Raw genomic sequence first — 23,117 nt, forward strand, 5'->3', positions numbered from 1 at the left:
CAGGAAACAGTTTGTGATTTTAGCTTTTTCTGATGATGCTTACTGCTGTAGCAGGGCGATATCAGCAACTTCAAGGAACAGGCTGCTCAGGGAAGCCAGCAGAGCAAGACGGTTATTTTTAACCTGCTCGTCATCGGCCATCACCATCACATTGTCAAAGAAGTTATCTACCGCACTACGCAGGCTGGCCAGACTGTTCAGTGCAGTCTGATAGTCTGCAGCAGCAAACAGAGGTGCCAGTTCAGCCTGCTTCGCAGCTACCTGCTCTGCCAGTACCTTCTCTGCATCTTCAGTCAGCAGAGCAGTGTTCACCTGAGCATCGCCCTGGTAGTTCTGCTTAGCCAGAATGTTGTTTACACGTTTGTTGGCAGCTGCCAGTGCTTCAGCTTCATCCAGCTTGCTGAAGGCGGTTACTGCCTGCACACGACGGTCGAAGTCATAAGCGTTGCTTACTGGACGGGAACGTACTGCCAGGAAGGTTTCCGCAGGAATGCCTTCCGCCTGATACCAGGCACGAAAACGGTCCAGCATGTAGTTCAGCACGTCGTCTGCCAGACCTTCTGCTTTTGGCAGATCACCGTGCTGAGCAATGCTCAGTTCGATCAGGTCCTTCAGATCGATATCCAGCTTGTTGTGCACCAGAATGCTCAGGATACCGATGGTGGCACGACGCAGGGCAAACGGGTCTTTGTCACCGGTCGGGCGCTGACCGATACCGAAGATACCTACTAAGGTATCGATACGGTCGGCAATAGCCAGTGCCATACCGGTTTGGGTTGCAGGCAGTTCGTCACCGGCAAAACGCGGCATGTACTGCTCGTTCAGGGACTGAGCTACTTCTGCATCTTCACCGTCGTTGGCGGCGTAGTGCGCACCCATAATGCCCTGCAGATCGGTGAACTCCAGTACCATTTCGGTTACCAGGTCACACTTGCTCAGGTCGGCTGCACGCTGCGCTTTAGCCTTGTCACCACCAATCTGCTCAGCAATAAACTGAGCGATCTGGCTAACACGCTGGGACTTGTCGTAGATGCTGCCCAGCTGCTTCTGGAAGGTCACGGTTTTCAGGGCATCGATACGCTCGGCCAGCGGGCGTTTTTTGTCGGTTTCAAAGAAGAAAGCCGCATCCGCCAGACGCGGACGGATCACTTTTTCGTTACCGGCAATCACCTGAGCTGGATCTTTACTGACGATGTTGGACACCGTAATAAAGTTTGGCTTCAGCTTGTTGTTCTGATCCACTAGGTGGAAATACTTCTGGTGCTCTTTCATGGAAGAGATCAGACAGGCCGCAGGCACTTCCAGGAAACGCTCTTCGAAAGAACCGGTCAGTGCAACCGGCCACTCAACCAGGCCGTTTACTTCATCCAGCAGATCTTCGTCGATCTCAGCAACCGCACCCAGCTTAGAGGCCTCTTCATTAACCTGCTTACGGATGGTGTCACGGCGCTCGTCCATATCCACCAGTACAAAAGCGTTACGCAGGGTTTCCACGTAACCTTCGGTGGAGGTCAGTTCGATGCTTTCATTGTGGTGGAAGCGGTGACCCATGGTAGTACGGCCTGCTTTCAGACCCAGTACTTCCATATCCACTACGTCGCTGCCAAACAGGCTCACCAGCCAGTGTACCGGGCGGGAGAATTCAGTGCGGCTTGCACCCCAGCGCATGCGCTTAGGAACCGGTAGCTGAGCAACGGATTTGCTTACCAGTTCCGGCAGCAGGTCAGCGGTCTGAGTACCCTTCTGCACGGTATTAAATACTAGCCAGGTACCCTTGTCGGTTTCCAGTTTTTCCAGCTGGTCAAACTCGATACCGCAGGAGCGGGCAAAACCTTCTGCTGCTTTAGTCGGTTTGCCGTCGGCATCCAGAGCCGCCTGCAGTGCAGGGCCACGACGCTGGATTTCACGGTCAGGCTGTGCAACGGCCAGGTCTTTAACCTGAACCGTCAGACGGCGTGGGGTAGCCAGGGCTTTAACTTCAGCAAATGGGATATCGGCTTTTTCCAGACCTGCTTTGATACCTTCAGCAAAGGCATCAGACAGACGTTTCAGTGCCGTTGGCGGCAGCTCTTCGGTACCCAGTTCAACTAAAAAATCGCGTACTTCAGCCATCTTATGCCTCTTCCTCTTTGAACTGAGCCAGAACTTCTTCACGCAGGGCTTCAGGTGCCAGCGGGAAACCCAGATCCTTACGTACTTTAAAGTAGGCGTTGGCCACATCACGAGCCATGGTGCGCACGCGCAGGATGTAACGCTGACGTTCGGTTACCGAGATAGCGTGACGGGCATCCAGCAGGTTAAAGGTGTGGGATGCTTTCAGTACCTGCTCATAAGCGGGTAGTGGCAGAGGGGTTTCCAGAGCCAACAGCTTCTGACACTCCGACTCGTAATGGTCGAAGTTTTTAAACAGCATCGGCACGTCAGCGTGTTCAAAGTTGAACGCGGACTGTTCCACTTCATTCTGGTGGAATACGTCGCCGTAGGTCACCTTGTTGCCGTCAGGATCGATGGTCCAGGTCAGATCATAAACACTGTCTACACCCTGGATGTACATGGCGATACGTTCCAGACCGTAAGTGATCTCACCGGTTACCGGGTAACATTCGATGCCACCGGCCTGTTGGAAGTAAGTGAACTGAGTCACTTCCATGCCGTTCAGCCAGACTTCCCAGCCCAGACCCCAGGCACCCAGAGTCGGGGATTCCCAGTTATCTTCCACAAAGCGCACATCATGCACATTGGTATCGATACCCATCATGCGCAGAGAACCCAGGTACAGTTCCTGAATGTTTTTTGGCGAAGGTTTCATCACCACCTGGAACTGATAGTAGTGTTGCAGGCGGTTCGGGTTTTCGCCGTAACGGCCATCAGTCGGACGGCGGGAAGGCTGCACGTAAGCCGCATTCCAGGTCTCAGGACCGATGGAGCGCAGGAAAGTTGCCGGGTGGAAAGTACCGGCACCCACTTCCATATCCAGTGGCTGCAGAACAACACAGCCCTGATCGGCCCAGTATTGTTGCAGGGCCAGAATCAGGCCCTGAAAAGTTTTTACGTCTGGCGTATTTTGATTCATCTCAGTTAGCCACCATCAATGAGCTAATGAATTTTTATAAACGATCAAGTATACATTTCGACCGCATATCTATGTAGTGGACATTGGGCAACAAGCATGAAAAAAGCGGCTGATATAGCCGCTTTTTTCGGTGATCTTCGGTATTTGTCGCTCTGAATCTATCAGAAAGGCTTAATCACGCTTACAAGCACAGTATCTTCGTCGGCATAGGGTAGCACAACGGTATCTTCCGGCTGTAGATCACTGTTGATCACTTCCGTAACTTTTGCCGCATATAACCAGCCCATGAGTGCCTGAGAGAAGTAGTGTTTCTGGTCATTGATACGAGAAATTGCCGTCAGAGGCGATAAAGCATAGAAGGTTGCTTTGGCGTATGGGTTGTCAGTCATTTGAGCGGCGGTCAGGAAGGGCACTGCACCCACGTACGCGTGTCCACTGACAGTATGTTCATATTCAAATTCGAAAATGTTCCATTCGGAGCCGACACCGTGACGAGGGCGGGCACCACCCAAAATAGCCTGAGAGGTCCATACCGCTGGCAGTCCCACCAACAGCGCTTGCAAACTGCGATCGCCCCACTCGGGAATAGGACCACAATCACGATCACAGGCCATGCGGTTTATTGCAGCCAAACCAAAGTAAATAGCTGTGGGAGCGGTATCGCCAAAGGTCTTGGTGAATTTGGAGAAGTCGTTAGAGCTATCAGACAGAATATTACGGTTATAACTATCCTGAATGTTCTGGTCTAAGTCGGTATTAGCGAAAATACCACCTACAAGTAATGTCTTACCTAACCAGGGTAGATTGTCAGAACTGTAAACGTTTTTATAACCTGTCCCCAGGTCGGAGGCAAAACCGGTCAGACCTCGATCATCCTGAGCCAATGAATGACCTGACAAGGAGACCAGAGCTAATCCTGTTGCGATAATTTTCTTTAACATATTGGTAAATTCTAATAATTGATCGTTTTAAAAGTTGTGATCAATATAACCGATCAGCTCTCAAGTGACGATTATTACCCCGTAAGTAATACAGATTTAATGCTGCTCAGCTTTAACTTTTGTAGCCCTTCTGTAAGGCCTGCCATAAGTCATCAGATACTTCTCGACAGGTAAGTTTGCTGATGGAACGCCTGAGACGTTGCAAATTCTCTTCTTGCCACTGACCTGTTACGGGCATTTTTTTGCATCGGTCAAAATCAATCAGCCAAACCTTTGCATTGCAATCGACGAGAATATTATTGGCATTCAGGTCAACGTGGTTAAGCCCCCATTTATGGAATTTGGCAATCATGGAGCCCACATTCCACCAAAGCTGATGTTGATCGGGCTCTGGCAGAAATTTCGCAAAAGGCGTGGCTCCAGGAATCTTAAGAGTCATCAGATCACCCTGATAAAAAAGCCCTGATTGACAGACTCTTGCTGCCAGAGGCTGAGGAACCGGAAGTCCTGCAGTAAAGAGTTCATGGGTCAGGCGGAACTCCTGAAAAGGCCGGCTGTTCTCGAGACCTGAATACCAGTATTTGTCCTGACTGACTTTTGCCGCAAGTCCGCCCCGACGATAGTGACGCAGTAAATATTGAAAGCCATCCGGATGATCCACAAAGAAAGCCTGTCCACGTCCTCCGCTGGGCTCCGTTAAGCGGTTCTGGTGCTTCCAGAATTCAGGATCAAAGAAAGTGCCATCAATTTGTGACAGGTGATCAGCATCATATAGAATGTGCTGCTTCTTGGAGGAATATATCTCGATGGTCATGTCTCGTTTCCGGAAAACACCACCCCAGACAATCTGTATTTTAAGGCTGTCAGCGTTAGGCGATGTGTCTAATGTCGTTCCTGTTGTTAAGCGATTACAGCAGGTTTGGCCAGAGACCCGAATTGTATGGGTTACCGGTAAGGCGGAGCACAGTCTACTTAAGGGACTGTCGGGGGTCGAGTTTATTGTCTACGACAAAGCCTCAGGCTTTAAAGGCATGAAAGCGATCTGGAAACAGCTGGCGGACACCCGGTTTGATCTGATGTTGCATCTGCAGGCTGCCCTGCGTGCCTCAGTGTTATCAGTGGGGATCAAGGCTGAGGTGAAACTTGGTTTTGATAAAGCCAGAGCAAAAGACTGGCAGTGGCTGTTCACCAATGAACGCATTGTACCTCGTGAGAAGGGCCATGTTGTTGAAGGCTTTTATGATTTTCTGGATACCCTTGGAATTGCTCCGGAGATGCCATCTGATCTCGAGTGGCAACTTCCGGTTTCAGATGAGGCGCTGGCTGAAGCGAAGCAAAAATGTCCCTGTGATCGTTATGTGGTGATCTCCCCCTGCTCAAGCCAGCGGGCACGAAATTTCCGTAACTGGACGCTTGATGGCTACGTTGAAGTGGTTGAATACCTTTACCGGGAGTACGGTATCAAAGCGGTTATCACCGGTGGTAACCGGGATATTGAGCACTATTACGCGAAGGAGATTATGGAACGGGCGACGACCCCGGTACTTAATCTGGTCGCACAGACCTCACTGCAGGGGTTGGTCGCTCTGATACAAAGGGCTTCACTGGTTATTGCTCCCGACTCTGGCCCTGTGCACTTTGCGAATGCTGTTGATACGCCGGTGATAGGCCTGTTCGCAACTTCCAATGTGCTGCGTACGGGACCTTATAAATGGCAGCAATGGGTCGTGAACCGATATCCGGATGCTGCAAAAACCTATATGAATAAATCCGTAGACCAGCTCTCCTGGGGGGAGCGTGTACGACATCCCCATGCGATGGAGCTGATCGAAACGCAGGATGTCATAAGTCAGATCGACCGCCTGATGGCGGAATATCAGGCTAAGGGCTCGTAGGCCAGAGACAATTTGTAAACCATACGATTGAGATGATTAACCGGACAACTGGATAACCGGAATACCGAATTTATGAAGATTACCCGCGGCCTCTACAGCACGATTCTTACCCTGTTATCGCCGGCTCTGCTCTGGAAAGCGCAAAAAGAAACCACAGAACTGAATAACTTTTCCGAACGTTTGGGTTATACCCCAAGCCTGCCGATCAAACCGGTGATCTGGTTGCATGCAGCGTCAGTGGGTGAGGTTATCGCGGCAACGCCCCTGATTGATCGCCTGCAACAGCAGTTTGATCAGCATCTTTTAGTTGTCACGACAATGACGGCAACCGGTGCCCGTCAGGCCAGAAAGGCTCTGAAAGGCAAAGGAACACAGCTGATGATCCCATTGGATCTGCCCTGGTTTGCTAATCGTTTCCTCGATAGCCTGAAGCCGGAAGTAGCCATTATTATGGAAACAGAGATCTGGCCAAACCTGATCCATGGCTGCCATCAAAGAGAGATCCCTCTGGTTTTTGCCAATGGTCGCCTGTCAGAAAGATCGATGCTGAGTTATCAGAAGTTTAAAGAAACGACGGAAGAGGTTTTGGCTGATATCTATGCGGTTGCTGCTAAATCACAAGAGGATGCCCAGCGTTTTATTGAACTGGGAGCACCACGGGATAAGGTTTCGGTTACCGGTAGTATCAAGTTTGATATTAACCCCGCTCCTGAACTGCTTGAGCAAGGGCAGGAGTTAAAAGAATCACTATTTGGTGAACGACCTGTTTGGGTAGCTGGCAGTACTCATGCCGGTGAGGATGAGCGGCTTCTGGAAGCGCATAAGCTACTGCTTCAGGAACATTCTGATGCTGTACTGATACTCGTGCCCCGTCACCCGCAACGCTTCGATGATGTTGCTGATCTGATTGAAAGTCAGGAGTTCAGTTTTAAGCGTCGCTCCCGTGACGAAGGTTTTGAGGAAAGCGATCAGGTTTTACTCGCCGATACCATGGGTGAACTCATGCTGATGTATGCTGCATCGGATATCGCCTTTGTTGCCGGTAGTCTTATGCCTATTGGGGGGCATAACCTTCTGGAACCCGCATCTCTGGGTAAGCCGGTGTTGTCTGGTGGTCATCTGTTTAACTTTGCAGATGTTGCGGAGACCTTTGATCAGCATAAAGCTCTGATTCGCTGTTCAGACCCTGCGGATATTTTTGCTCAGTTACGCCCTCTGGTGGAATTACCTGACCTGAGACGGGAGCTGGGTGAGAAAGTTATGGCTGTGGTGGAAAGTAATCGTGGAGCACTGGATAAGCAGTTTGCCATCATCGAACAGGCGATGAAGTCGAGAAAGAGCGCCTGACATTATGAAAAAGATGAAACAGTCGGTTAAGCGGTTTCTGGAACAACGCCTGACTGGCACACTGTTGCGTTTCCTGAGCCGTCAGCCATTACCTCGTTTACAAAAGTGGGGCGATTGGTTGGGCGATCTTATGTACCGGAAGAACACTAAGGCCGCCAGAATCACCCGTAAAAATCTGTCTATGGCTTATCCGGAACTGAGTCCGGAGCAGCTTGAAGAAAAGGTTCGCCTGAGTCTGAGAGAAACCATGAAAACCGGCTGCGAATTTGGTTGGTGCTGGATGGCTCCTATGGATCAGATTCTCGACCAGATAAAAGAGGTTCATGGCCTGGATGTGTTACAGCGCGCTCACGAGGCCGGCAAAGGGGTAATTTTCCTTGGGCCACATTTGGGTAACTGGGAGCTTCTGGGTCATCTGATCAATCAGCATTTTCCCTTTTCTGTGATGTATGCCATCCCCAAAAATCCTGCCCTTGAACAGATTATCGTTGCAGGCCGAACCCGCGCTGGCATGAAATTAGCCCCAGCCAATATGAAAGGGGTAGCTCAGCTGCTTAAGCTTCTCAAAGAGGGCGAGATGGTGGGCAATCTTCCTGATCAGGAGCCGGATGACCGTTCAGGTGGCGTTTTTGCACCTTTTATGGGGATCGAAGCTTTTTCTCCAAAGCTCGTTACCCGACTGATCAGTAAAACCGGTGCAAAGGTTGTTGCAGGTTTTGCTGAGCGTTTACCCAATGGCGAAGGCTTTAATATTCATTTTATCGATGCGGATGATGGAATTTATAGCCGGGATGATATCGAGGCTGTGACGGCAATGAACCGCACGGTTGAAGCTCTGGTAGCGATGGCTCCCGACCAGTATCAGTGGGAGTATAAGCGCTTTAAATCCCGCCCTGAGGGCGAAAAAAGGTTTTACTAATTTTGCCGTAAAGAATAAGCAAAAAGGCCTGAATTTCTGACTGAAATTCAGGCCTTTTTTTATTGATTGGCGGTTTCGAATTCAGCGACGCCAGAACATTGGGGTAAAGAGAACTAACAGGGTAAAGATCTCAAGACGGCCCAGCAGCATAGCCACAATTAGAATCCATTTGGCGGTATCCGGGATATCGCCATAGTGTGCAGCGACATCGCCCAAGCCCGGCCCCAGGTTATTTAGTGCTGAACCTACCGCAGACCAGGCTGTTACCTGATCCAGGCCTGTGGCTAACAGCCCGATCAGCATGACGACAAACAGCATCAGGTAAACCGAGAAGAAGCCCCATACCGCTTCGATTACACGGTCAGGAACGCTGCGACCACCCAGTTTCACCATGATGATGGCATTCGGATGTACCAGACGTTTAATCTCACGGATACCTTGCTTAAGGATCAGCAGAATGCGCATCACCTTCATACCACCACCGGTAGAACCGGCACAGCCGCCGACAAAGGCTGCCAGGAAAAGGGTGAAGGGCAGCACGCTCGGCCATTGTGAGAAGTCTGCAACACCAAACCCTGTCGTTGTCGCGACTGAGACGACTTCAAACAGACCATGTCGAATGGAATCGGCAATCTCATAGGTATTGGTGATCCAGAGAACACCTATGGTGCTGACGGAGGTAAGTCCGATCAGGAAGATAAAGAACTTAAACTCCGGATCATAGAAGTAGTTCTTCACGGAGCGTTCCCGCCAGGCAAGAAAGTGCAGCGAGAAGTTAACGGCTGAGATCAGCATAAAGATGATAGCGATCATCTCGATGGCTGCACTGTCGAAGTAACCGATACTGGCATCGTGGGTGGAGAAACCACCGATAGCCACAGTAGCAAAGCTATGGCCGATGGCATCAAACAGTGTCATACCGGCAGCCCAGTATGCCAATGCACAAAGAACCGTCAGGGTCAGATAGATATACCAGAGGGCTTTTGCCGTTTCGGTAATACGAGGTGTCAGCTTGTTGTCTTTAACCGGTCCCGGCGTTTCGGCACGGTAGAGCTGCATACCACCAATGCCGAGCATTGGCAGAATAGCGACAGCCAAAACAATGATACCCATGCCGCCAAGCCACTGCAGAAGCTGGCGATAGAAGAGGATGGATTCCGGCAGACTATCGAGGCCTGTAATCACCGTTGCACCTGTGGTACTCAGACCGGATACCGATTCAAAAACCGCATCGGTAAAGCTCAGATGAGGGTTCTCAGCCAGAAACAGCGGTATCGCACCGAACAGACTCAGTACTGTCCAGAAGAGTACCACCACAAGAAAACCATCCCTTGTGCGCAGTTCCTTGCGTTCCCGCCGCACCGGAAGCCAGGTAAAGAAACCGGTAAAGAAGGTGATCGACATACCTGTGATAAAGGCCAGATGAGCACCGTCTTTATAGAACGCCGAGATCAGAATCGAGGGCATCATGGTGACGCTGAACAGCATCAGCAGCAGCCCCAGAATGCGCATGGTAATAACAATATTCATAGCGACCGTTTATTCATCGTTATCGGATTGCTGTCAGCAAATCTGAGGCATCAGAAAAAGGTGAGACCAACCTGGAATAGGCGCTCAACTTCGCGAATCTTGCGTTTATCCACCAGGAACATGATGACGTGGTCATCTTGCTGAACGACAACATCATCGTGGGCGATAATCACTTCACCATTACGAACGATGGCGCCGATGGTGGTGCCATCCGGCAGATCGATCTCTTCAATCGCTTTGCCTACCACTTTCGAGCTGCGCTCATCACCGTGAGCAATGGCTTCAATGGCTTCAGCAGCACCACGACGCAGGGAGTGTACGTTAACAATATCGCCGCGACGAACGTGGGTCAGCAGGCTACCAATGGTCGCCATCTGAGGAGAGATCGCGATATCGATCTCGCCACCCTGAACCAGATCCACATAAGCAGCGTTGTTGATCAGGGTAAGTACCTTGTTGGCACCCAGACGTTTCGCCAGCATCGACGACATGATGTTCACTTCATCATCATTGGTCAGAGCACAGAAGATATCGACCTCATCGATGTTCTCTTCTACCAGCAGATCTTTACTGGTGGCACTGCCATGCAGCACGATGGTGCGATCAAGCTTTTCTGACAGCTCCTGACAGCGCGGCAGGCCGTATTCGATAATCTTTACCTGATACTCGTGTTCCAGCGCTTCTGCCAGACGCTCACCGATATTACCGCCACCGGCGATCATAATACGTTTGTACTGGTGATCGACCTTACGCAGCTCGCTCATCACGGCGTTAATATTGTGACGTGCAGCGATAAAGAAGACTTCATCATCGGCCTCAATCACAGTATCACCCTGAGGGATGATAGGGCGGTTACGGCGATAAATAGCAGCAACACGGGTATCAACATTTGGCATGTGCTGGCGCAGATAGCCCAGCTCCTGACCCACTAACGGGCCACCATAATAGGCGCGTACCGCAACCAGCTGGGCCACACCACCGGCAAAGTCGAGCACCTGAAGCGCACCGGGATACTGAATCAGACGCTTCAGATGGTTGGTTACCACCTGCTCTGGGCTGATAAGAACGTCGATCGGAATCGCTTCAGCACCAAACAGACCTTTACGGCCGGAGTAGGCGTTGGAGCGAACACGGGCGATTTTGGTAGGAGTGCGGAACAGGGTGAAGGCGATCTGACAGGCGATCATATTCACTTCATCACTGTTGGTCACTGCGATGAGCATATCGCAGTCTTCACCACCGGCCTGACGCAGAACATTAGGATAGGAACCCTTGCCCTGAACCGTCCGGATATCAAAACGGTTTTGTAACTCTCTTAAACGGGCACCGTCAGTATCGACCACGGTAATGTCATTTTCTTCAATGGCCAGGTTCTCAGCCAGAGTGCCGCCAACCTGACCGGCACCCAGAATAATAATCTTCATTATCAGATCTCAGTTAATTCCGCTTTTGGTTTCCGCCCCCTTTGTCCTGCTGGCTGACACTGTGTCAGGTAAAACAGGTCAAAAGGTATGCCTTACTGTGCAGGCTTTTGCAGAACGGCGTAAAAGAAACCATCGTGTCCCTGAGGCTGAGGCAACAGCTGTTGGCCAAAGCCGGTATCAATACCAAAAGGCGCAGCCTGAGGTCCGATCAGACGGGCATCGGAAGCTGCTAAAAACTGTCGGATATTCCCCGAATTTTCCATGGATAAAACCGAGCAGGTAGCATAAACCATGATTCCCCCCGGTTTAAGTGTTTTCCAGAGCAGCTGCAGCATAGATTGCTGTAGCTCAGCTAAGGCCGGAATATCGGCTTTACGACGCAGCCATTTGATGTCCGGATGGCGACGGATCACGCCGGTGGCGGAGCAGGGGGCGTCCAACAGGATGCGGTCAAATTGCTCGCCATCCCACCAGTTATCCAATGCGGTAACATCGGAACAGTGCAGCTCAGCACTCAGTCCCAGACGTTCAAAGTTTTCCTCAACCCGCTGCAGGCGATGGGCTTCGCTGTCGACTGCGACTACAGAAGCCGTTGGCTCCCGTTCCAGAATATGTGCTGTTTTACCACCTGGGGCACAACAGGCATCCAGCACCCGTTGGCCGGGTTGCAGTTGCAGCAGTTGGGCGGATAGTTGAGCGGCTTCATCCTGCACGCTGATGGCACCATCGGCAAAGCCCGGCAGTGAGGTTACATCCAGTGCTTTCTCCAGCTGAATACCATCAGGGGAGTAGTCACAGGCGCGGGCTTCAATGCCTGCGGCATTAAGCTGAGCAAGATAGTCATCCCGATTGCTCTGACTGTGATTCACCCTAAGGGTCATCGGTGGATGCAAGTTGTTAGCAGCTGCAATCTCCGGCCATTGTTCTGGCCAGTCTTCTTTCAGGTGATTCAGCAACCAGTTCGGATGAGCCAGGCGGGCAGCATCGGAGCGTTCCAGCTCGGCCAGCAGTTGCTCACCTTCCCGTTGGAAGCGGCGCAGGCAGCCATTGAGCACGCCTTTTGCCCACTGCTTTTTGATATCCACAGCACCCTGAACGGTTTCGTTGATGGCTGCGTGAGCAGGAATCCGCATATAGTGCAGTTGATAAAGACCAACCAGCAGTAGCAGATCGATATCCCTGTCTTTGGCTTTAAAGGGCTTTTCCAGCAGCTGATTGCGTACGCCCTCCAGCTGAGTCAGCCAGCGCAGGGTGCCGAAACAGAGTTCCTGTAGCAGCCCGCGATCCTGATCCGGTACTTTATCCAGCTGCTTTGGCAAGCTGGTAGAGAGAGAATCCTGCTGGGAAACCACAGGTAACAACGCCTGCACTGCGGCAACACGAACATTGGGACGAGCCATAAAAAGATACCGTCGTAATCTGCTAAAAAGCCCCTGCTTATGCAGAGGCTGACTATTATTTGGCCATTAAAGCCGAGTTCGGGAAACGAAACGATCAGGAACCGAGACAGGTCTCACCGGCAACAAACAGGTTCTTACCTGAGTTTAAGATATCCACAACCGAAAGCGCTTTTTTACCCGGCAGCTGCATATTTTTTATGCACAGAGTACCTTCACCGCAGGCGATGCGCAGGCCGGTTTTATCCGCACTGATCACGGTTCCCGGAGTCAGATCGCTGTTTTCGGTTTCAGGGGTTGCCTGCCAGATACGAACAGTTTCGCCATTCAGGGTTGTCCAGGATACAGGCCAGGGATTAAAGGCACGGATGCAGCGATCAATAAAGGCCGCATCTTTTGCCCAGTCGATTTCAGCTTCTGCTTTACTCAGTTTTTCTGCGTAATTCGCCAAAGCATCATCCTGTACTTCCGGTGTCAGGGTGCCTTCCGCCAAAGCATCAACAGCTTCTTTCAGAGCATCACCGCCCTGATCGGCCAGTTTATCGTGCAGGGTCTGAGCGGTTTCATCGGCGGCGATATCAAGACGGGTTTTCAGCAGCATAGGCCCGGTATCCAGACCCGCTTCCATCTGCATAATGGTAACGCCGGTTTCCGCATCACCCTGCCAGATAGCACGTTGAATCGGTGCTGCACCACGCCAGCGCGGCAACAAAGAGCCATGTACGTTGATACAACCCAGACGTGGGGTATCCAGTACCACCTGAGGCAGAATCAGACCATAGGCTACAACCACCATCAGATCAGCATTGTGGCTGGCCAGAATCTGCTGAGCCTCTTCATCCCGCAGAGAAACCGGCTGATAAACCGGAATATCATGTTCCAGAGCCAGCGCTTTAACCGGAGTTGGTGCCAGTTTACGGCCACGACCGGCAGGACGGTCCGGTTGACTGTAAACCGCCACAACCTCGTGACGGGTTTCCAGCAGTGCAGCCAGAGAGCGCACGGCAAACTCAGGGGTTCCGGCGAAGATAATGCGCAGGGAATCGGATGACATCAGTGGATCTCCACGAAAAGGCTCTAACAGTAAAACAGCTTATTTCCGGTAACACTAAACATTGAAATCAGTATCACCAGAAACAGAACAGGCCAGCAGTCGCTGGCCTGACATATCAAAAACCGCTGTTAACGGCTCTGATCTTTATGACGCTTGTCCATCAGTTTACGCACGCGGTTGCGCTTCATGCTGGACAGGTAATCAACAAATACCTTGCCCTGCAGGTGGTCGCACTCGTGCTGAATGCAGTGGGCCAGCAGACCGTCGGCTTCCAGCTCATAAGCTTCGCCGTTGCGATCCAGAGCTTTCAGGCGAACACGCAGAGAGCGTTCAACATCGGCGTAGTATTCAGGAACCGACAGGCAGCCTTCCTGCATCATCTCGGTCTCGTCATCCAGCGGCGTGTATTCCGGATTGATCAACACATAAGGCTGATCACGGTTCTCGGAAACATCGATCACAATGATCTGCTGATGAATGTTGACCTGAGTTGCTGCCAGACCAATTCCGTTGGCATCCAGCATGGTTTCAAACATATCGTCGACGATCTTGCGGATATTATCGTCAACTTCTGCCACAGGTTTTGCGACTGTGCGCAGACGGGTATCTGGGTACTCTAGAATTTCAAGAACTGCCATGGCGCGTGCCTTTATCAATACTGTCTGGGACAAAATGAGGATGTTTGTTAAAGCCTGCGTCTGATGCAGCTCTGAGCCTCAGTTTGTCCGGATAATTTTGTTCTGAAAGCGGGGCAAATAGCTGCTTCCGGAAAATTTGACTGGTATTGTAGGGGGGAGGTTCCCTAGGGGCAATCTCTTGAGTGGAATAAGCCGACTCTGAAAGCCATGATTTACCCATGGTCACTCATTCCGCATCAGGATTTTAATCCGCATTCTGGCTCACCAGAGTGCGAAGGCTTGGCAAAAGGAAAGCAGCATGAACCAGCCGAAAAACTCGTCTTTACCTCTTTCTTCAGTTCGAAAGGCATCACAGCCTTTGCTGAAAAGCCTGCTGGTTTCCGGTTTCTCTGTTGCATTAATGGCCGGTATGGCAGGCCAGAGTTTAGCCCAGTCGGTGCAGGACGCGGGATCTGCCATTACCAGTGGCTATCAGCAGTCAGGCCAAAACAATCCACTGTCGTTTGGGCAAAGTAGTATCCGTACCGATGCTCCTCAGCATTACGAAGTGAAGCCCGGCGATACTCTGTGGGATATCTCGGCGCTCTTTCTGAAAGATCCCTGGATGTGGCCGCAGCTGTGGCGGGAAAACCCACAGGTAGAAAATCCGGATTTGATCTACCCCGGTGATCGGCTGGCTCTGATTTTTGATCAAAAGGGGCAGCCTCGTCTGGAGCGGATGGAACCCGGCGTAGTGAAACTCTCTCCGGGTATTCGTATTACCCGCTATCGTCAGGCGGTTCCGGCGATTCCTTTAAAAACCATCGAGCCCTTTATTGAACGTCATCAGGTGTTTTCCGAGCAGGAGGTGCGGAGCAGTGCCTATGTGCTCGGTGCGGAAGATGGCCGTATCGTGACCGGTGTTGGTGATCTGGTTTATGTGCGTAATGCGGAAGAAGCGCAGGATGGCACCCGCTTTCTGGTCTATCGCCAGCAGCGTCCTTATCTGGCAACCGACCTTTCCGGTGAAGAACAGCTGCTGGGTATTGAGCTGAAATATGTCGCGACTCTGCAGCAGGAATCCTCCGGCAGCGATGTGGCGGTCATGCGTGTGGTTCAGGCACGCGAAGAGATCCGGGATAATGATCTGGTAACGCTGAAGGATCGTGGTGAGACTCCGGCTACTTTCTTCCCAAGCGCTCCTTCCCGTCGGGTGCAGGGTGAAATTATCTCTGTGCTGTCCGGTGTGCGTTATGCCGGAGCCAATGCCGTGGTTGCCATCAATCTGGGTAAATCGAACCGTCTGGTGCCGGGCAATGTCCTCAACATCCAACAGAAGCGTCCTCCGGTAAAAGACAGCCGTACCGATGAGCTAATCGAACTGCCGCCGGAAGAGACCGGTAAGCTGATGGTTTTCCGCACCTTTAAGCAGGTGAGTTATGCCCTGGTGATGGAAGCGAAAAAACCGATCGGTGTTGGTGATCAGCTGATAACTCCCGATTTCTGATAACCCTGGCTTCTGATGTTGGACGTCTGATAGGACGAAACTCAAAATAATACAGTTACTGCTAAGGATTGGCAGAAAGGAGCGACAGGATGTCCGCTGAAACCCCCGCTACCGATTTATCTGATGTTCCAAACACTTCAAGCTCTCGTAACTCTTCAAATTCGACTGATCAACTTTTAACCAGCCTGCGCTTTCTGGCACTGTCATCCATTAAAGGTCTTGGGCCGGTGGGTGTGCAGGAGTTACTGGCTTTTGCAGATCAGGAAGGCGTTGTTCCCAAGGAAGAGGCTTTCTGGTCGCTGGTGCTGAATGCTCTTAACGGGCAGAAGCGGTTATCCCCGCAGGAGCTGCAGAGTTTTGAACGCCGGATTTCCGATCCTTTCAATGACAGCCTAAGCAGCCAATGGCCGGAACGGGATACTGTGCTTGAATGGCTGCAGGCAAATCCCAGCCGACAGCTCTTAGCCCTGGGGCAGGAAAACTATCCCTATCTGCTAGCGGAAATCTCAGATCCGCCGCTACTGCTCTATCTGCAGGGTGATGCGGAACTTCTGCACAGACCTCAGTTAGCCATTGTTGGCGCGCGCCGACCGACGGCGATGGGGTTATCTGATGCCCGTGCGTTTGCAGGAGCACTGACAGAGCTGGGTTGGACGATTACCAGTGGGTTAGCTGAAGGCATCGATGCAGCCGCTCATCAGGGCGCGTTGCAGGCCAAGGGTAAAACTCTGGCGGTATTAGGCACAGGGCTTGATCGTTGTTATCCCGCTCACCATAAGAGTCTGCAGCAAGCTGTTGCCGCTGCTGGCTTGCTGGTCAGTGAATATCCCTTAGGCACGCCGCCGCGTGGTCCTAACTTTCCCCGTCGTAACCGCATTGTCAGTGGTTTAAGCGTTGGGCTTCTGGTGGTTGAAGCTGCTTTGAAAAGCGGTTCTCTGATCAGCGCCCGACTTGCCAGCGAACAGGGGCGGGAGGTGTTTGCCATACCGGGTTCTATTCATCAGGCGCAGAGTAAGGGTTGCCACCAGCTGATTAAGCAGGGGGCGAAACTGACCGAAACCGTGATGGATATGCATGAGGAGCTGAGTCACTGGTTGCAGAATGCCGCCCCTATGCCTGTTTATCCTGCTGATTCTGAACAGACCAGTTATGCCGTTGTTGGTCCACAAACATCTCTTTTCAGTAAACAAAGTGCGTCAGGCAGCAACCGTAAGCAACTCGCGGATCGCAGTCCCGAGGAATTTACCTCACCGGAAGCCTATCAAATCTGGCAGGCGGTCAAAGCAGGTGCAGGTAATCTGGATGAACTGGTGCTGCGTTGTCAGCTGGAGGCATCCCTGATCAGTCAGCATTGCCTGATGCTGGAGATGCAGGGCTTACTGAAACAGCAAGCAGGGCGTTGGCAGGTTAGTTGAGTAATCCGCTGGCCATTCCATTTTCTGAGCCGTCTTCCAGGAAAGCGTCGATATGCGGAACTTATCTTTTCCCGCCGTATCTATCAGCTCTGCATCTGGCATGTCATCAGTCTTTTGCTTGCATAAAGCGCCAGCCTTGGCTAATTTTCCGCCTGCCTGAAGGGAGTGAGGCCGTTGGAAGCAGCCCAGGTCGACAAAACAAAAGAGAAGAAAGAAGATCGCAAGCCAAGCGTCAGAAGTTTCTAGTTTCCGGTTATCAAAGAAGAAAGAACAGGTACTCCCGTGACAAAACAAGCGTCTCTAAATAATTCACTGATTCAGCAAGCGGCAGACACCCTGAAACAGGGTGGTGTAATCGCCTATCCGACAGAAGCGGTTTGGGGGTTGGGCTGTGATCCCTTAAATACCGAGGCGATGGAAAAACTGCTGGCGCTGAAATCCCGTGATCCCGGTAAAGGCGTGATTCTGATTGCGGCCAGCTTTGAGCAGGTGCTGCCCTATATGGAACCTTCCTTTATGGAAGAGCTTTCCCATGAGAAAAAGTTACAACTCACTCACACCTGGCCCGGCCCCAATACGTGGTTAGTGCCTCCTTCGGATAAAGTTCCGACACTAATCAAAGGTCAGCATCCGCTGGTGGCTATGCGGGTTACCGCGCATCCATTGGTACAGGCGCTGTGTGAAGCGTTTGGTGGTCCGATTGTGTCTACCTCAGCCAATCCGGCGGGGGAAGATCCTGCGTTGAGTGAAAAAGATATCCACACCTACTTTGAAGATCGTCTGGATTTTGTTTTATCCGGCGAACTGGGTGGGCTGGGTCAGCCAAGTACCATTCGTAATCTGCTGACCGGTGAAACCCTGCGTCCTTAGTCCAGGCTGTTGAGTCGCCATAGATGACTTTTCTACCGAATCCGGCTCTTCAGGTTTTTGAAGGGCCGGTTTTGATTCACCACGGTTTCTATTCATATCTATCTGTTATCCACACCTACTTTTTATCCCGATCTTGAATCCCGCTTTAGCAGAATCATTGCCGGACTTAGCGAATCCCTCTGTCCCTTGTTTATGATGGGTATTCCCCCTAGTATTTGCGGCAACTTTTTTGATTGAGTTTCCTGTAGCGAAACTCATCCCTTTTATTGTCAGACAGGCTTGGTGTCACCCATGTTTTCAAGAGCCTGCCTGCAAACGCTTAACCACCGGAGAACGCCATGAGTGCTGTCGATTTTGAAGCCGTTAAATCCTATCTGCTCGACCTGCAGGATCGTATTTGCGCAGGTCTTGCTGAAGAAGATGGCAAGGTTGGTTTTCAGGAAGATAACTGGCAGCGCGAACAGGGCGGCGGTGGCCGTACCCGTCTGATTACTGATGGTGCTGTGTTTGAAAAAGGTGGCGTGAATTTCTCCCACGTTTTTGGCGGTAAGTTGCCTCCGAGTGCATCAGCGGTGCGTCCTGAGCTGGCGGGTCGTAGTTTCCATGCTGCCGGTGTGTCTCTGGTGATGCACCCGGAGAACCCTTATGTTCCCACCTCTCACATGAACGTGCGTATCTTCGTTGCCGAGAAAGAAGGCGAAGAGCCGGTTTGGTGGTTTGGCGGTGGTTACGATCTGACGCCTTACTACGGTTTTGAAGAAGACTGTGTTGCCTGGCATCAGGTGGCGAAAAAAGCCTGCGAGCCGTTTGGTGAAGAGGTTTATCCCAAGTACAAAAAATGGTGCGACGAGTACTTCTACCTGAAGCACCGTGAAGAAGCCCGTGGCGTGGGTGGCCTCTTTATGGATGACCTGAACGAAGCCACCTTTGGCAGCTTTGAGGAGTGCTTTAAGTTTATTCAGGCGGTGGGTGACAGTTATCTGGAGGCTTACCGTCCGATCGTGACCAAGCGTAAAGATACGCCATTTGGTGAGCGCGAGCGCAAGTTCCAGTGCTACCGCCGTGGCCGTTATGTGGAGTTCAATCTGGTGTTCGACCGTGGCACCCTGTTCGGCCTGCAGTCCGGTGGCCGTACTGAATCTATCCTGATGTCGCTGCCTCCTGTGGTGCACTGGGATTATGGTTACGAGCCGGAAGCTGGCAGTGCCGAAGCAGAGCTCTATGAGCGCTTCCTGCCACACCGCGACTGGATCTGACTTTGTCACCAGGGTTTCACCTGTGTCGGATTATCCTGAACGCCTTAGTTAAAGAAAGAAATCCGGGCTGTTACCCGCAGCCCGGTTCTAACCCTATTCAAATTGTTATCCGAAACGTCTGCCAAAAGGCGTTGCTGAAATATTTTGCAGGAGCCAGAAGATGAGCCAACAGGCCGCCAACGATGCTATGCCTACCAATAATGATGTTAGCCACAAACTTCAGGTCGCCTACATTATGGATCCGCTCTGTGGCTGGTGTTATGCCGCAGCCCCTATTGTGGAAGCGATGCGGGAAGAGTTTGGTGATCAGCTGCAGTGGCAGATCTATCTGGGTGGTCTGATTCGCGAATCCCGCGTGCTGGGGCCGCGTTTCCGTGATCATATTTTGGCTGCCAGCCAGCGTATCGAGCAGATTACCGGTCAGACTATCGGTATGGGCTTTAAGCAACTGATTCAGCAGCCAGACTGTGCACTGGACTCCCGTCCTTCCAGTATCGCCATCCATGAACTGATTCTGCAGGGTGACCCGGAAAAGACGCTGGATTACATCAAGCGTCTGCAGAACCATCATTTCCGTGAAGGTTTTAGCCTGAATGAAACCGATCTGCTGATCAGTGCTACTGATGGCTTGCTGGAAGATCAGACCGCTCTGAAAGAGAAACTGAGCAAACGTGCTGGCTGGTCAGAGCTGATGGACCCACTGTTTACCCAGGGCCATAACATGATGACCTCCTCAGAAGGTCAGGGTTATCCGACCTTTGCCATTAAGTATCGTGGTCGTTATCAGAAGATCCAGCATGAAGATTTCTACGGTGATCCTGAAGGTCTGATTCAGGCACTGAAGCCTGTGGTTGCTGAAGTGGTTTCCGGCAAGGTAGCAACACCTCAGGCAACGGAGGTTTAAGATGACCGATCGTTACGCGGTATTCGGTAATCCAATTGCTCACAGTAAATCGCCTCAGATTCATCAGGCTTTTGCCCGTCAGACACAACAGCTGCTGAGTTACGAAGCCTTGCTGGCACCGGTGGAGGCTTTTGCTCAATCGCTGCGCGCCTTTCTGGCGGATCAGGGGCGGGGCTGCAATATCACAGTGCCTTTCAAGCAGGATGCTTTTGAAACCGCAGAACAGCTGACCGCCCGCGCTCAGCGCGCTGGTGCTGTGAATACCCTCTGGCAGGCGGAAGATGGCAAGCTTTGGGGTGATACCACAGACGGTGTCGGTCTGGTGGGAGACCTGACCGATAACCAGCAGGTGAGCATCAAAGGCCAGCGTGTGCTGATTCTGGGTGCCGGAGGTGCTGTGCGCGGTGTGATCGAACCGATTCTGGAGCAGCAACCGGCTTCTGTGGTTATCGCGAATCGCACCGTTTCCAAAGCGGAACTCCTCGTAGATATCTTTAAAGACCTGCTGCCGGAAGGCTGTACTCTTTCCGCCTGTGGCTTTACCGATCTCGACGGTCAGCAGTTTGATCTGGTGATCAATGGCACCGCTGCCAGTCTGTCCGGGGATCTGCCACCTCTACCAGATAGCCTGCTGGCAAATAACGCCGCCTGTTACGACATGATGTACGGTGCGGAGACGACAGTCTTTAACCAATGGGCGCTGGAGCATGGTGCGGCCAAGGCGATTGATGGTTTGGGTATGCTGGTGGAGCAGGCCGCAGAGTCGTTCCGCATCTGGCGTGGCGTAAAACCGGATACCGCAGAGGTGCTGGCGGATCTGAGGGCGCAGCTGCAGAGCTAGTTTGTCCAGCCTTATGGATTGCCAGAACAAAAAAAGCCAAAGCAGTTGCTTTGGCTTTTTTGTGTCTGAAGTTGAAGGCCTGCTCGGATCAGCGCTTCTTATACAGCCCGATCAGACACAGGATCAGACCCAGCATCGATAACAGGATACCGCTGTTCACCAGCAGAGGCTGGCGTTCAGAGAAGGGCACAAAGATGGTACGGCCTTCGATACACTCACCCACGCGGTAATCAAAGCCCATACCCTCGGCGATACATTTCTGAACTTCGGTCAGTTCCGCCCAGTAGCCGCTCATCATGGCAACGGAAGGAACAACCATCAGTGCCAGGCCCCAAAGTACCCAGCGGTTTTTAATCGAATACATCATTGTTCAGAAAATTACCTGTTATCGGTGCGTCGTTAAAATGAGAGTTAAATTGAGCAGCTCGGTACACGACCGGCAGCTTTTGCTTTCTCGTAAAGACCGTTAGCTTTAGGCATCTGCTTCTGCAGATCCGTTATCCGGCGATCATGGGATGGGTGAGTCGAGAGCAGCTCCGGCTGACTCTGACCACCACTGGCTTTCGCCATGTTCTGCCACAGGTTAACTGCTTGCTGGGGTTGGAAGCCTGCTTTGGCCATAAGTTCCAGACCCATGACATCCGCTTCGCTTTCCTGAATGCGCCCGAAGGGCAGCACCACGCCAACCTGAGAACCAATACCCAGCAGGGCGAACAGCTGATCTTTCTCTTCGCTTGGCTCGCCACTGATCTTATAGGCCAGTGCCAGACCGGTTTGGGTAGCAAAGGCGGTGGAGACTCGCTCGTTACCGTGTTCTGCTAATACGTGCGCCAGCTCATGACCGATAACCGCAGCCAGCTGGTGCTGGTTGTTGGCAACCTTCAGCAGACCGGTATAAACACCCACTTTACCGCCGGGCAGAGCAAAGGCATTCACCTGTTCGGAGTCGAACACCACCACTTCCCAGTTTTTGATGCCGTACTTGGAGGGCACCTGAGCGATTACCTGATTTGCCACGCAATTCACATATTGGCTGGTGGAGGTATTGTTGGTGGCCGGAGTTTGCTCTTTCATCTGAGCAAAGGACTGCACGCCCATCTGATCGATCTCAGAACTGGGGAAAAGTTTGAGCTGCTGACGACCGGTAGGCGAACTCGCACATGCGGTCAGAAGTGCTGCACTGACACCCGTAATCAGCGCTTTTTTGAACCAACGGGAAACCTGTTGTGATGGCATAGATAATCCTTTCGCGGTCACCTGTGCCAGTGGTTGGCACAGTGTTGTAATCAAACGAATATAATCAAACGGGGTATTCTGTAGAATTATCGCTGAAATGAATTTTGAGTACAGCCTCTATTTGGTGCAAACAGAGAGAACTTTAGACCTAAATAAAGAACCCTGCCGGAGCAGGGTTCAGAGATTCTTTTTAGCCGTTCCTTTTAACAGCCATAGCCTTCAGCGATATGCTCATCTTTCAGTTTGACGTAGTTACCAGCGGTGTAGGTAAAAAACTTCATCTCTTTCTCGGTCAGCGGGCGTTTTTTCTCCACCGGGCGGCCGACATAGAGATGACCGGCTTCCAGTACCTTACCCGGTGGCACCAGACTGCCGGCTCCAACAATGACATCATCTTCCACTACCGCACCATCCATCACCATAGCGCCCATACCGATCAGCACCCGACTGCCAATGGTGCAGCCGTGCAGCATCGCCTGATGGCCAATGGTGACATCATCGCCAATAATCAGCGGGAAACCATCCGGGTTAAAGGGACCTGCGTGGGTAATATGCAGTACCGAACCATCCTGTACACTGGTGCGGCTGCCGATACGGATGCGGTGCATATCGCCACGGATCACAGTTAACGGCCAGACAGAGCAATCATCGCCCAGTTCAACATCCCCCAGAACCACAGCGGTTGGATCGACAAATACCCGTTCACCCAGCTTAGGTGTCCACTCTTTAAATGAGCGGATATTGCTGGTAGTTGCAGACGCGGTGTTTGCCGGTTTGGCTGTAGACATGGCTGAAGCTCCGTTTTAGTTGTCGTTATCGTAAAATGAGGAAAGCTGTGCGGCGATTATAACCCGCTGACCGGTGGAATTTCTGTGCTCCGTCCCCATATTC

Annotated in this window: 22 protein-coding genes; 9 read left to right on the plus strand and 13 right to left on the minus strand. The window is 51.8% G+C overall.

Annotated elements, in window-relative coordinates; genetic code table 11:
* Nucleotides 1-39: 39 nt before the first annotated feature.
* The 4 genes from glyS to BV405_RS06370 all read right to left on the minus strand — a co-directional run bounded on the left by glyS (nucleotide 40) and on the right by BV405_RS06370 (nucleotide 4,828).
* Complete coding sequence (glyS, locus tag BV405_RS06355) at nucleotides 40-2,112, minus strand: glycine--tRNA ligase subunit beta (RefSeq protein WP_086480010.1); 2,073 nt, start codon at nucleotides 2,110-2,112, stop codon at nucleotides 40-42.
* 1 nt (nucleotide 2,113) lies between these two features.
* Nucleotides 2,114-3,073, minus strand: a complete 960-nt coding sequence (glyQ, locus tag BV405_RS06360; protein ID WP_086480011.1) for a glycine--tRNA ligase subunit alpha — start codon at nucleotides 3,071-3,073, stop codon at nucleotides 2,114-2,116.
* Nucleotides 3,074-3,234: 161 nt separating this feature from the next.
* Nucleotides 3,235-4,014, minus strand: coding sequence for a phosphatase PAP2 family protein (locus BV405_RS06365; protein ID WP_086480012.1), 780 nt, complete (start codon nucleotides 4,012-4,014; stop codon nucleotides 3,235-3,237).
* Nucleotides 4,015-4,126: 112 nt separating this feature from the next.
* Complete coding sequence (locus BV405_RS06370) at nucleotides 4,127-4,828, minus strand: 3-deoxy-D-manno-octulosonic acid kinase (protein WP_086480013.1); 702 nt, start codon at nucleotides 4,826-4,828, stop codon at nucleotides 4,127-4,129.
* Here BV405_RS06370 and BV405_RS06375 point away from each other — a divergent pair.
* The 3 genes from BV405_RS06375 to BV405_RS06385 all read left to right on the plus strand — a co-directional run bounded on the left by BV405_RS06375 (nucleotide 4,821) and on the right by BV405_RS06385 (nucleotide 8,175).
* On the plus strand, nucleotides 4,821-5,909 hold the full coding sequence (locus BV405_RS06375; RefSeq protein ID WP_245832255.1) for a glycosyltransferase family 9 protein: 1,089 nt from the start codon (nucleotides 4,821-4,823) through the stop codon (nucleotides 5,907-5,909). The two genes, BV405_RS06370 and BV405_RS06375, sit on opposite strands and share 8 nt — an antisense overlap.
* A gap of 72 nt (nucleotides 5,910-5,981) precedes the next feature.
* Nucleotides 5,982-7,256: a lipid IV(A) 3-deoxy-D-manno-octulosonic acid transferase gene (waaA, locus tag BV405_RS06380; RefSeq protein WP_086480015.1), complete on the plus strand. Its 1,275-nt coding sequence runs from the start codon at nucleotides 5,982-5,984 to the stop codon at nucleotides 7,254-7,256.
* Between the two features lie 4 nt (nucleotides 7,257-7,260).
* Nucleotides 7,261-8,175, plus strand: coding sequence for a lysophospholipid acyltransferase family protein (locus BV405_RS06385; protein ID WP_086480016.1), 915 nt, complete (start codon nucleotides 7,261-7,263; stop codon nucleotides 8,173-8,175).
* An 81-nt stretch (nucleotides 8,176-8,256) separates the two neighbouring features.
* On the opposite strand, the gene BV405_RS06390 is transcribed toward BV405_RS06385, so the two are convergent.
* From BV405_RS06390 to BV405_RS17630, 6 genes are all read right to left on the minus strand, one after another.
* Nucleotides 8,257-9,705, minus strand: a complete 1,449-nt coding sequence (locus BV405_RS06390) for a TrkH family potassium uptake protein (RefSeq protein ID WP_086480017.1) — start codon at nucleotides 9,703-9,705, stop codon at nucleotides 8,257-8,259.
* A gap of 50 nt (nucleotides 9,706-9,755) precedes the next feature.
* Nucleotides 9,756-11,129 (minus strand): Trk system potassium transporter TrkA, encoded by a 1,374-nt coding sequence (gene trkA / locus BV405_RS06395; RefSeq protein WP_086480018.1) that lies wholly within the window; start codon nucleotides 11,127-11,129, stop codon nucleotides 9,756-9,758.
* Between the two features lie 92 nt (nucleotides 11,130-11,221).
* Nucleotides 11,222-12,529, minus strand: coding sequence for a 16S rRNA (cytosine(967)-C(5))-methyltransferase RsmB (gene rsmB, locus BV405_RS06400; protein WP_086480019.1), 1,308 nt, complete (start codon nucleotides 12,527-12,529; stop codon nucleotides 11,222-11,224).
* A 94-nt stretch (nucleotides 12,530-12,623) separates the two neighbouring features.
* Entirely contained in the window at nucleotides 12,624-13,580 is a 957-nt protein-coding gene (gene fmt, locus BV405_RS06405; RefSeq protein WP_086480020.1) for a methionyl-tRNA formyltransferase, read from the minus strand.
* 128 nt (nucleotides 13,581-13,708) lie between these two features.
* Nucleotides 13,709-14,218: a peptide deformylase gene (gene def, locus BV405_RS06410; RefSeq protein WP_086480021.1), complete on the minus strand. Its 510-nt coding sequence runs from the start codon at nucleotides 14,216-14,218 to the stop codon at nucleotides 13,709-13,711.
* Nucleotides 14,205-14,438, minus strand: a complete 234-nt coding sequence (locus BV405_RS17630; RefSeq protein WP_176330069.1) for a hypothetical protein — start codon at nucleotides 14,436-14,438, stop codon at nucleotides 14,205-14,207. Before BV405_RS17630 ends, def begins: the two co-directional genes overlap by 14 nt.
* 78 nt (nucleotides 14,439-14,516) lie before the next feature.
* Here BV405_RS17630 and BV405_RS06415 point away from each other — a divergent pair, with 78 nt between their 5' ends.
* The 6 genes from BV405_RS06415 (at nucleotide 14,517) to aroE (ending at nucleotide 20,990) form a co-directional block, all read left to right on the plus strand.
* Nucleotides 14,517-15,704: a LysM peptidoglycan-binding domain-containing protein gene (locus BV405_RS06415; protein WP_086480022.1), complete on the plus strand. Its 1,188-nt coding sequence runs from the start codon at nucleotides 14,517-14,519 to the stop codon at nucleotides 15,702-15,704.
* Nucleotides 15,705-15,793: 89 nt separating this feature from the next.
* A complete protein-coding gene (gene dprA, locus BV405_RS06420) occupies nucleotides 15,794-17,119 on the plus strand; it encodes a DNA-processing protein DprA (RefSeq protein WP_086480023.1) in 1,326 nt (441 codons plus the stop codon).
* 282 nt (nucleotides 17,120-17,401) lie between these two features.
* The gene (tsaC, locus tag BV405_RS06425; protein WP_086480024.1) at nucleotides 17,402-17,989 is read left to right on the plus strand and encodes an L-threonylcarbamoyladenylate synthase type 1 TsaC; all 588 of its coding nucleotides are present in this window, start codon (nucleotides 17,402-17,404) and stop codon (nucleotides 17,987-17,989) included.
* Between the two features lie 338 nt (nucleotides 17,990-18,327).
* Entirely contained in the window at nucleotides 18,328-19,245 is a 918-nt protein-coding gene (gene hemF / locus BV405_RS06430) for an oxygen-dependent coproporphyrinogen oxidase (RefSeq protein WP_086480025.1), read from the plus strand.
* A gap of 160 nt (nucleotides 19,246-19,405) precedes the next feature.
* Complete coding sequence (locus BV405_RS06435) at nucleotides 19,406-20,149, plus strand: hypothetical protein (protein ID WP_086480026.1); 744 nt, start codon at nucleotides 19,406-19,408, stop codon at nucleotides 20,147-20,149.
* A 1-nt stretch (nucleotide 20,150) separates the two neighbouring features.
* Nucleotides 20,151-20,990: a shikimate dehydrogenase gene (gene aroE / locus BV405_RS06440; protein ID WP_086480027.1), complete on the plus strand. Its 840-nt coding sequence runs from the start codon at nucleotides 20,151-20,153 to the stop codon at nucleotides 20,988-20,990.
* A gap of 88 nt (nucleotides 20,991-21,078) precedes the next feature.
* On the opposite strand, the gene BV405_RS06445 is transcribed toward aroE, so the two are convergent.
* The 3 genes from BV405_RS06445 to BV405_RS06455 form a co-directional block, all read right to left on the minus strand.
* Nucleotides 21,079-21,357: a hypothetical protein gene (locus tag BV405_RS06445; protein WP_086480028.1), complete on the minus strand. Its 279-nt coding sequence runs from the start codon at nucleotides 21,355-21,357 to the stop codon at nucleotides 21,079-21,081.
* A 44-nt stretch (nucleotides 21,358-21,401) separates the two neighbouring features.
* Complete coding sequence (locus BV405_RS06450) at nucleotides 21,402-22,226, minus strand: M48 family metallopeptidase (RefSeq protein ID WP_086480029.1); 825 nt, start codon at nucleotides 22,224-22,226, stop codon at nucleotides 21,402-21,404.
* 203 nt (nucleotides 22,227-22,429) lie between these two features.
* Nucleotides 22,430-23,014, minus strand: coding sequence for a gamma carbonic anhydrase family protein (locus tag BV405_RS06455; protein ID WP_086480030.1), 585 nt, complete (start codon nucleotides 23,012-23,014; stop codon nucleotides 22,430-22,432).
* Between the last annotated feature and the right edge of the window lie 103 nt (nucleotides 23,015-23,117).

The sequence above is a fragment of the Oceanospirillum sanctuarii genome (assembly GCF_002150805.1).
Taxonomy (GTDB): domain Bacteria; phylum Pseudomonadota; class Gammaproteobacteria; order Pseudomonadales; family Halomonadaceae; genus Oceanospirillum; species Oceanospirillum sanctuarii.

Excerpts from the sequence above, each read along its gene's own strand:
- aroE (WP_086480027.1), top strand. The coding sequence starts at position 20,151 with ATGACCGATCGTTACGCGGTATTCGGTAATCCAATTGCTCACAGTAAA.
- BV405_RS06370 (WP_086480013.1), bottom strand. The coding sequence starts at position 4,828 with ATGACCATCGAGATATATTCCTCCAAGAAGCAGCACATTCTATATGAT.
- hemF (WP_086480025.1), top strand. The coding sequence starts at position 18,328 with ATGAGTGCTGTCGATTTTGAAGCCGTTAAATCCTATCTGCTCGACCTG.
- glyS (WP_086480010.1), bottom strand. The coding sequence starts at position 2,112 with ATGGCTGAAGTACGCGATTTTTTAGTTGAACTGGGTACCGAAGAGCTG.
- BV405_RS06455 (WP_086480030.1), bottom strand. The coding sequence starts at position 23,014 with ATGTCTACAGCCAAACCGGCAAACACCGCGTCTGCAACTACCAGCAAT.
- trkA (WP_086480018.1), bottom strand. The coding sequence starts at position 11,129 with ATGAAGATTATTATTCTGGGTGCCGGTCAGGTTGGCGGCACTCTGGCT.
- def (WP_086480021.1), bottom strand. The coding sequence starts at position 14,218 with ATGGCAGTTCTTGAAATTCTAGAGTACCCAGATACCCGTCTGCGCACA.
- rsmB (WP_086480019.1), bottom strand. The coding sequence starts at position 12,529 with ATGGCTCGTCCCAATGTTCGTGTTGCCGCAGTGCAGGCGTTGTTACCT.
- BV405_RS06385 (WP_086480016.1), top strand. The coding sequence starts at position 7,261 with ATGAAAAAGATGAAACAGTCGGTTAAGCGGTTTCTGGAACAACGCCTG.
- glyQ (WP_086480011.1), bottom strand. The coding sequence starts at position 3,073 with ATGAATCAAAATACGCCAGACGTAAAAACTTTTCAGGGCCTGATTCTG.
- BV405_RS06375 (WP_245832255.1), top strand. The coding sequence starts at position 4,821 with ATGGTCATGTCTCGTTTCCGGAAAACACCACCCCAGACAATCTGTATT.
- BV405_RS06390 (WP_086480017.1), bottom strand. The coding sequence starts at position 9,705 with ATGAATATTGTTATTACCATGCGCATTCTGGGGCTGCTGCTGATGCTG.
- BV405_RS06450 (WP_086480029.1), bottom strand. The coding sequence starts at position 22,226 with ATGCCATCACAACAGGTTTCCCGTTGGTTCAAAAAAGCGCTGATTACG.
- waaA (WP_086480015.1), top strand. The coding sequence starts at position 5,982 with ATGAAGATTACCCGCGGCCTCTACAGCACGATTCTTACCCTGTTATCG.
- fmt (WP_086480020.1), bottom strand. The coding sequence starts at position 13,580 with ATGTCATCCGATTCCCTGCGCATTATCTTCGCCGGAACCCCTGAGTTT.
- BV405_RS06435 (WP_086480026.1), top strand. The coding sequence starts at position 19,406 with ATGAGCCAACAGGCCGCCAACGATGCTATGCCTACCAATAATGATGTT.
- BV405_RS17630 (WP_176330069.1), bottom strand. The coding sequence starts at position 14,438 with ATGGGTAAATCATGGCTTTCAGAGTCGGCTTATTCCACTCAAGAGATT.
- BV405_RS06415 (WP_086480022.1), top strand. The coding sequence starts at position 14,517 with ATGAACCAGCCGAAAAACTCGTCTTTACCTCTTTCTTCAGTTCGAAAG.
- dprA (WP_086480023.1), top strand. The coding sequence starts at position 15,794 with ATGTCCGCTGAAACCCCCGCTACCGATTTATCTGATGTTCCAAACACT.
- BV405_RS06445 (WP_086480028.1), bottom strand. The coding sequence starts at position 21,357 with ATGATGTATTCGATTAAAAACCGCTGGGTACTTTGGGGCCTGGCACTG.
- BV405_RS06365 (WP_086480012.1), bottom strand. The coding sequence starts at position 4,014 with ATGTTAAAGAAAATTATCGCAACAGGATTAGCTCTGGTCTCCTTGTCA.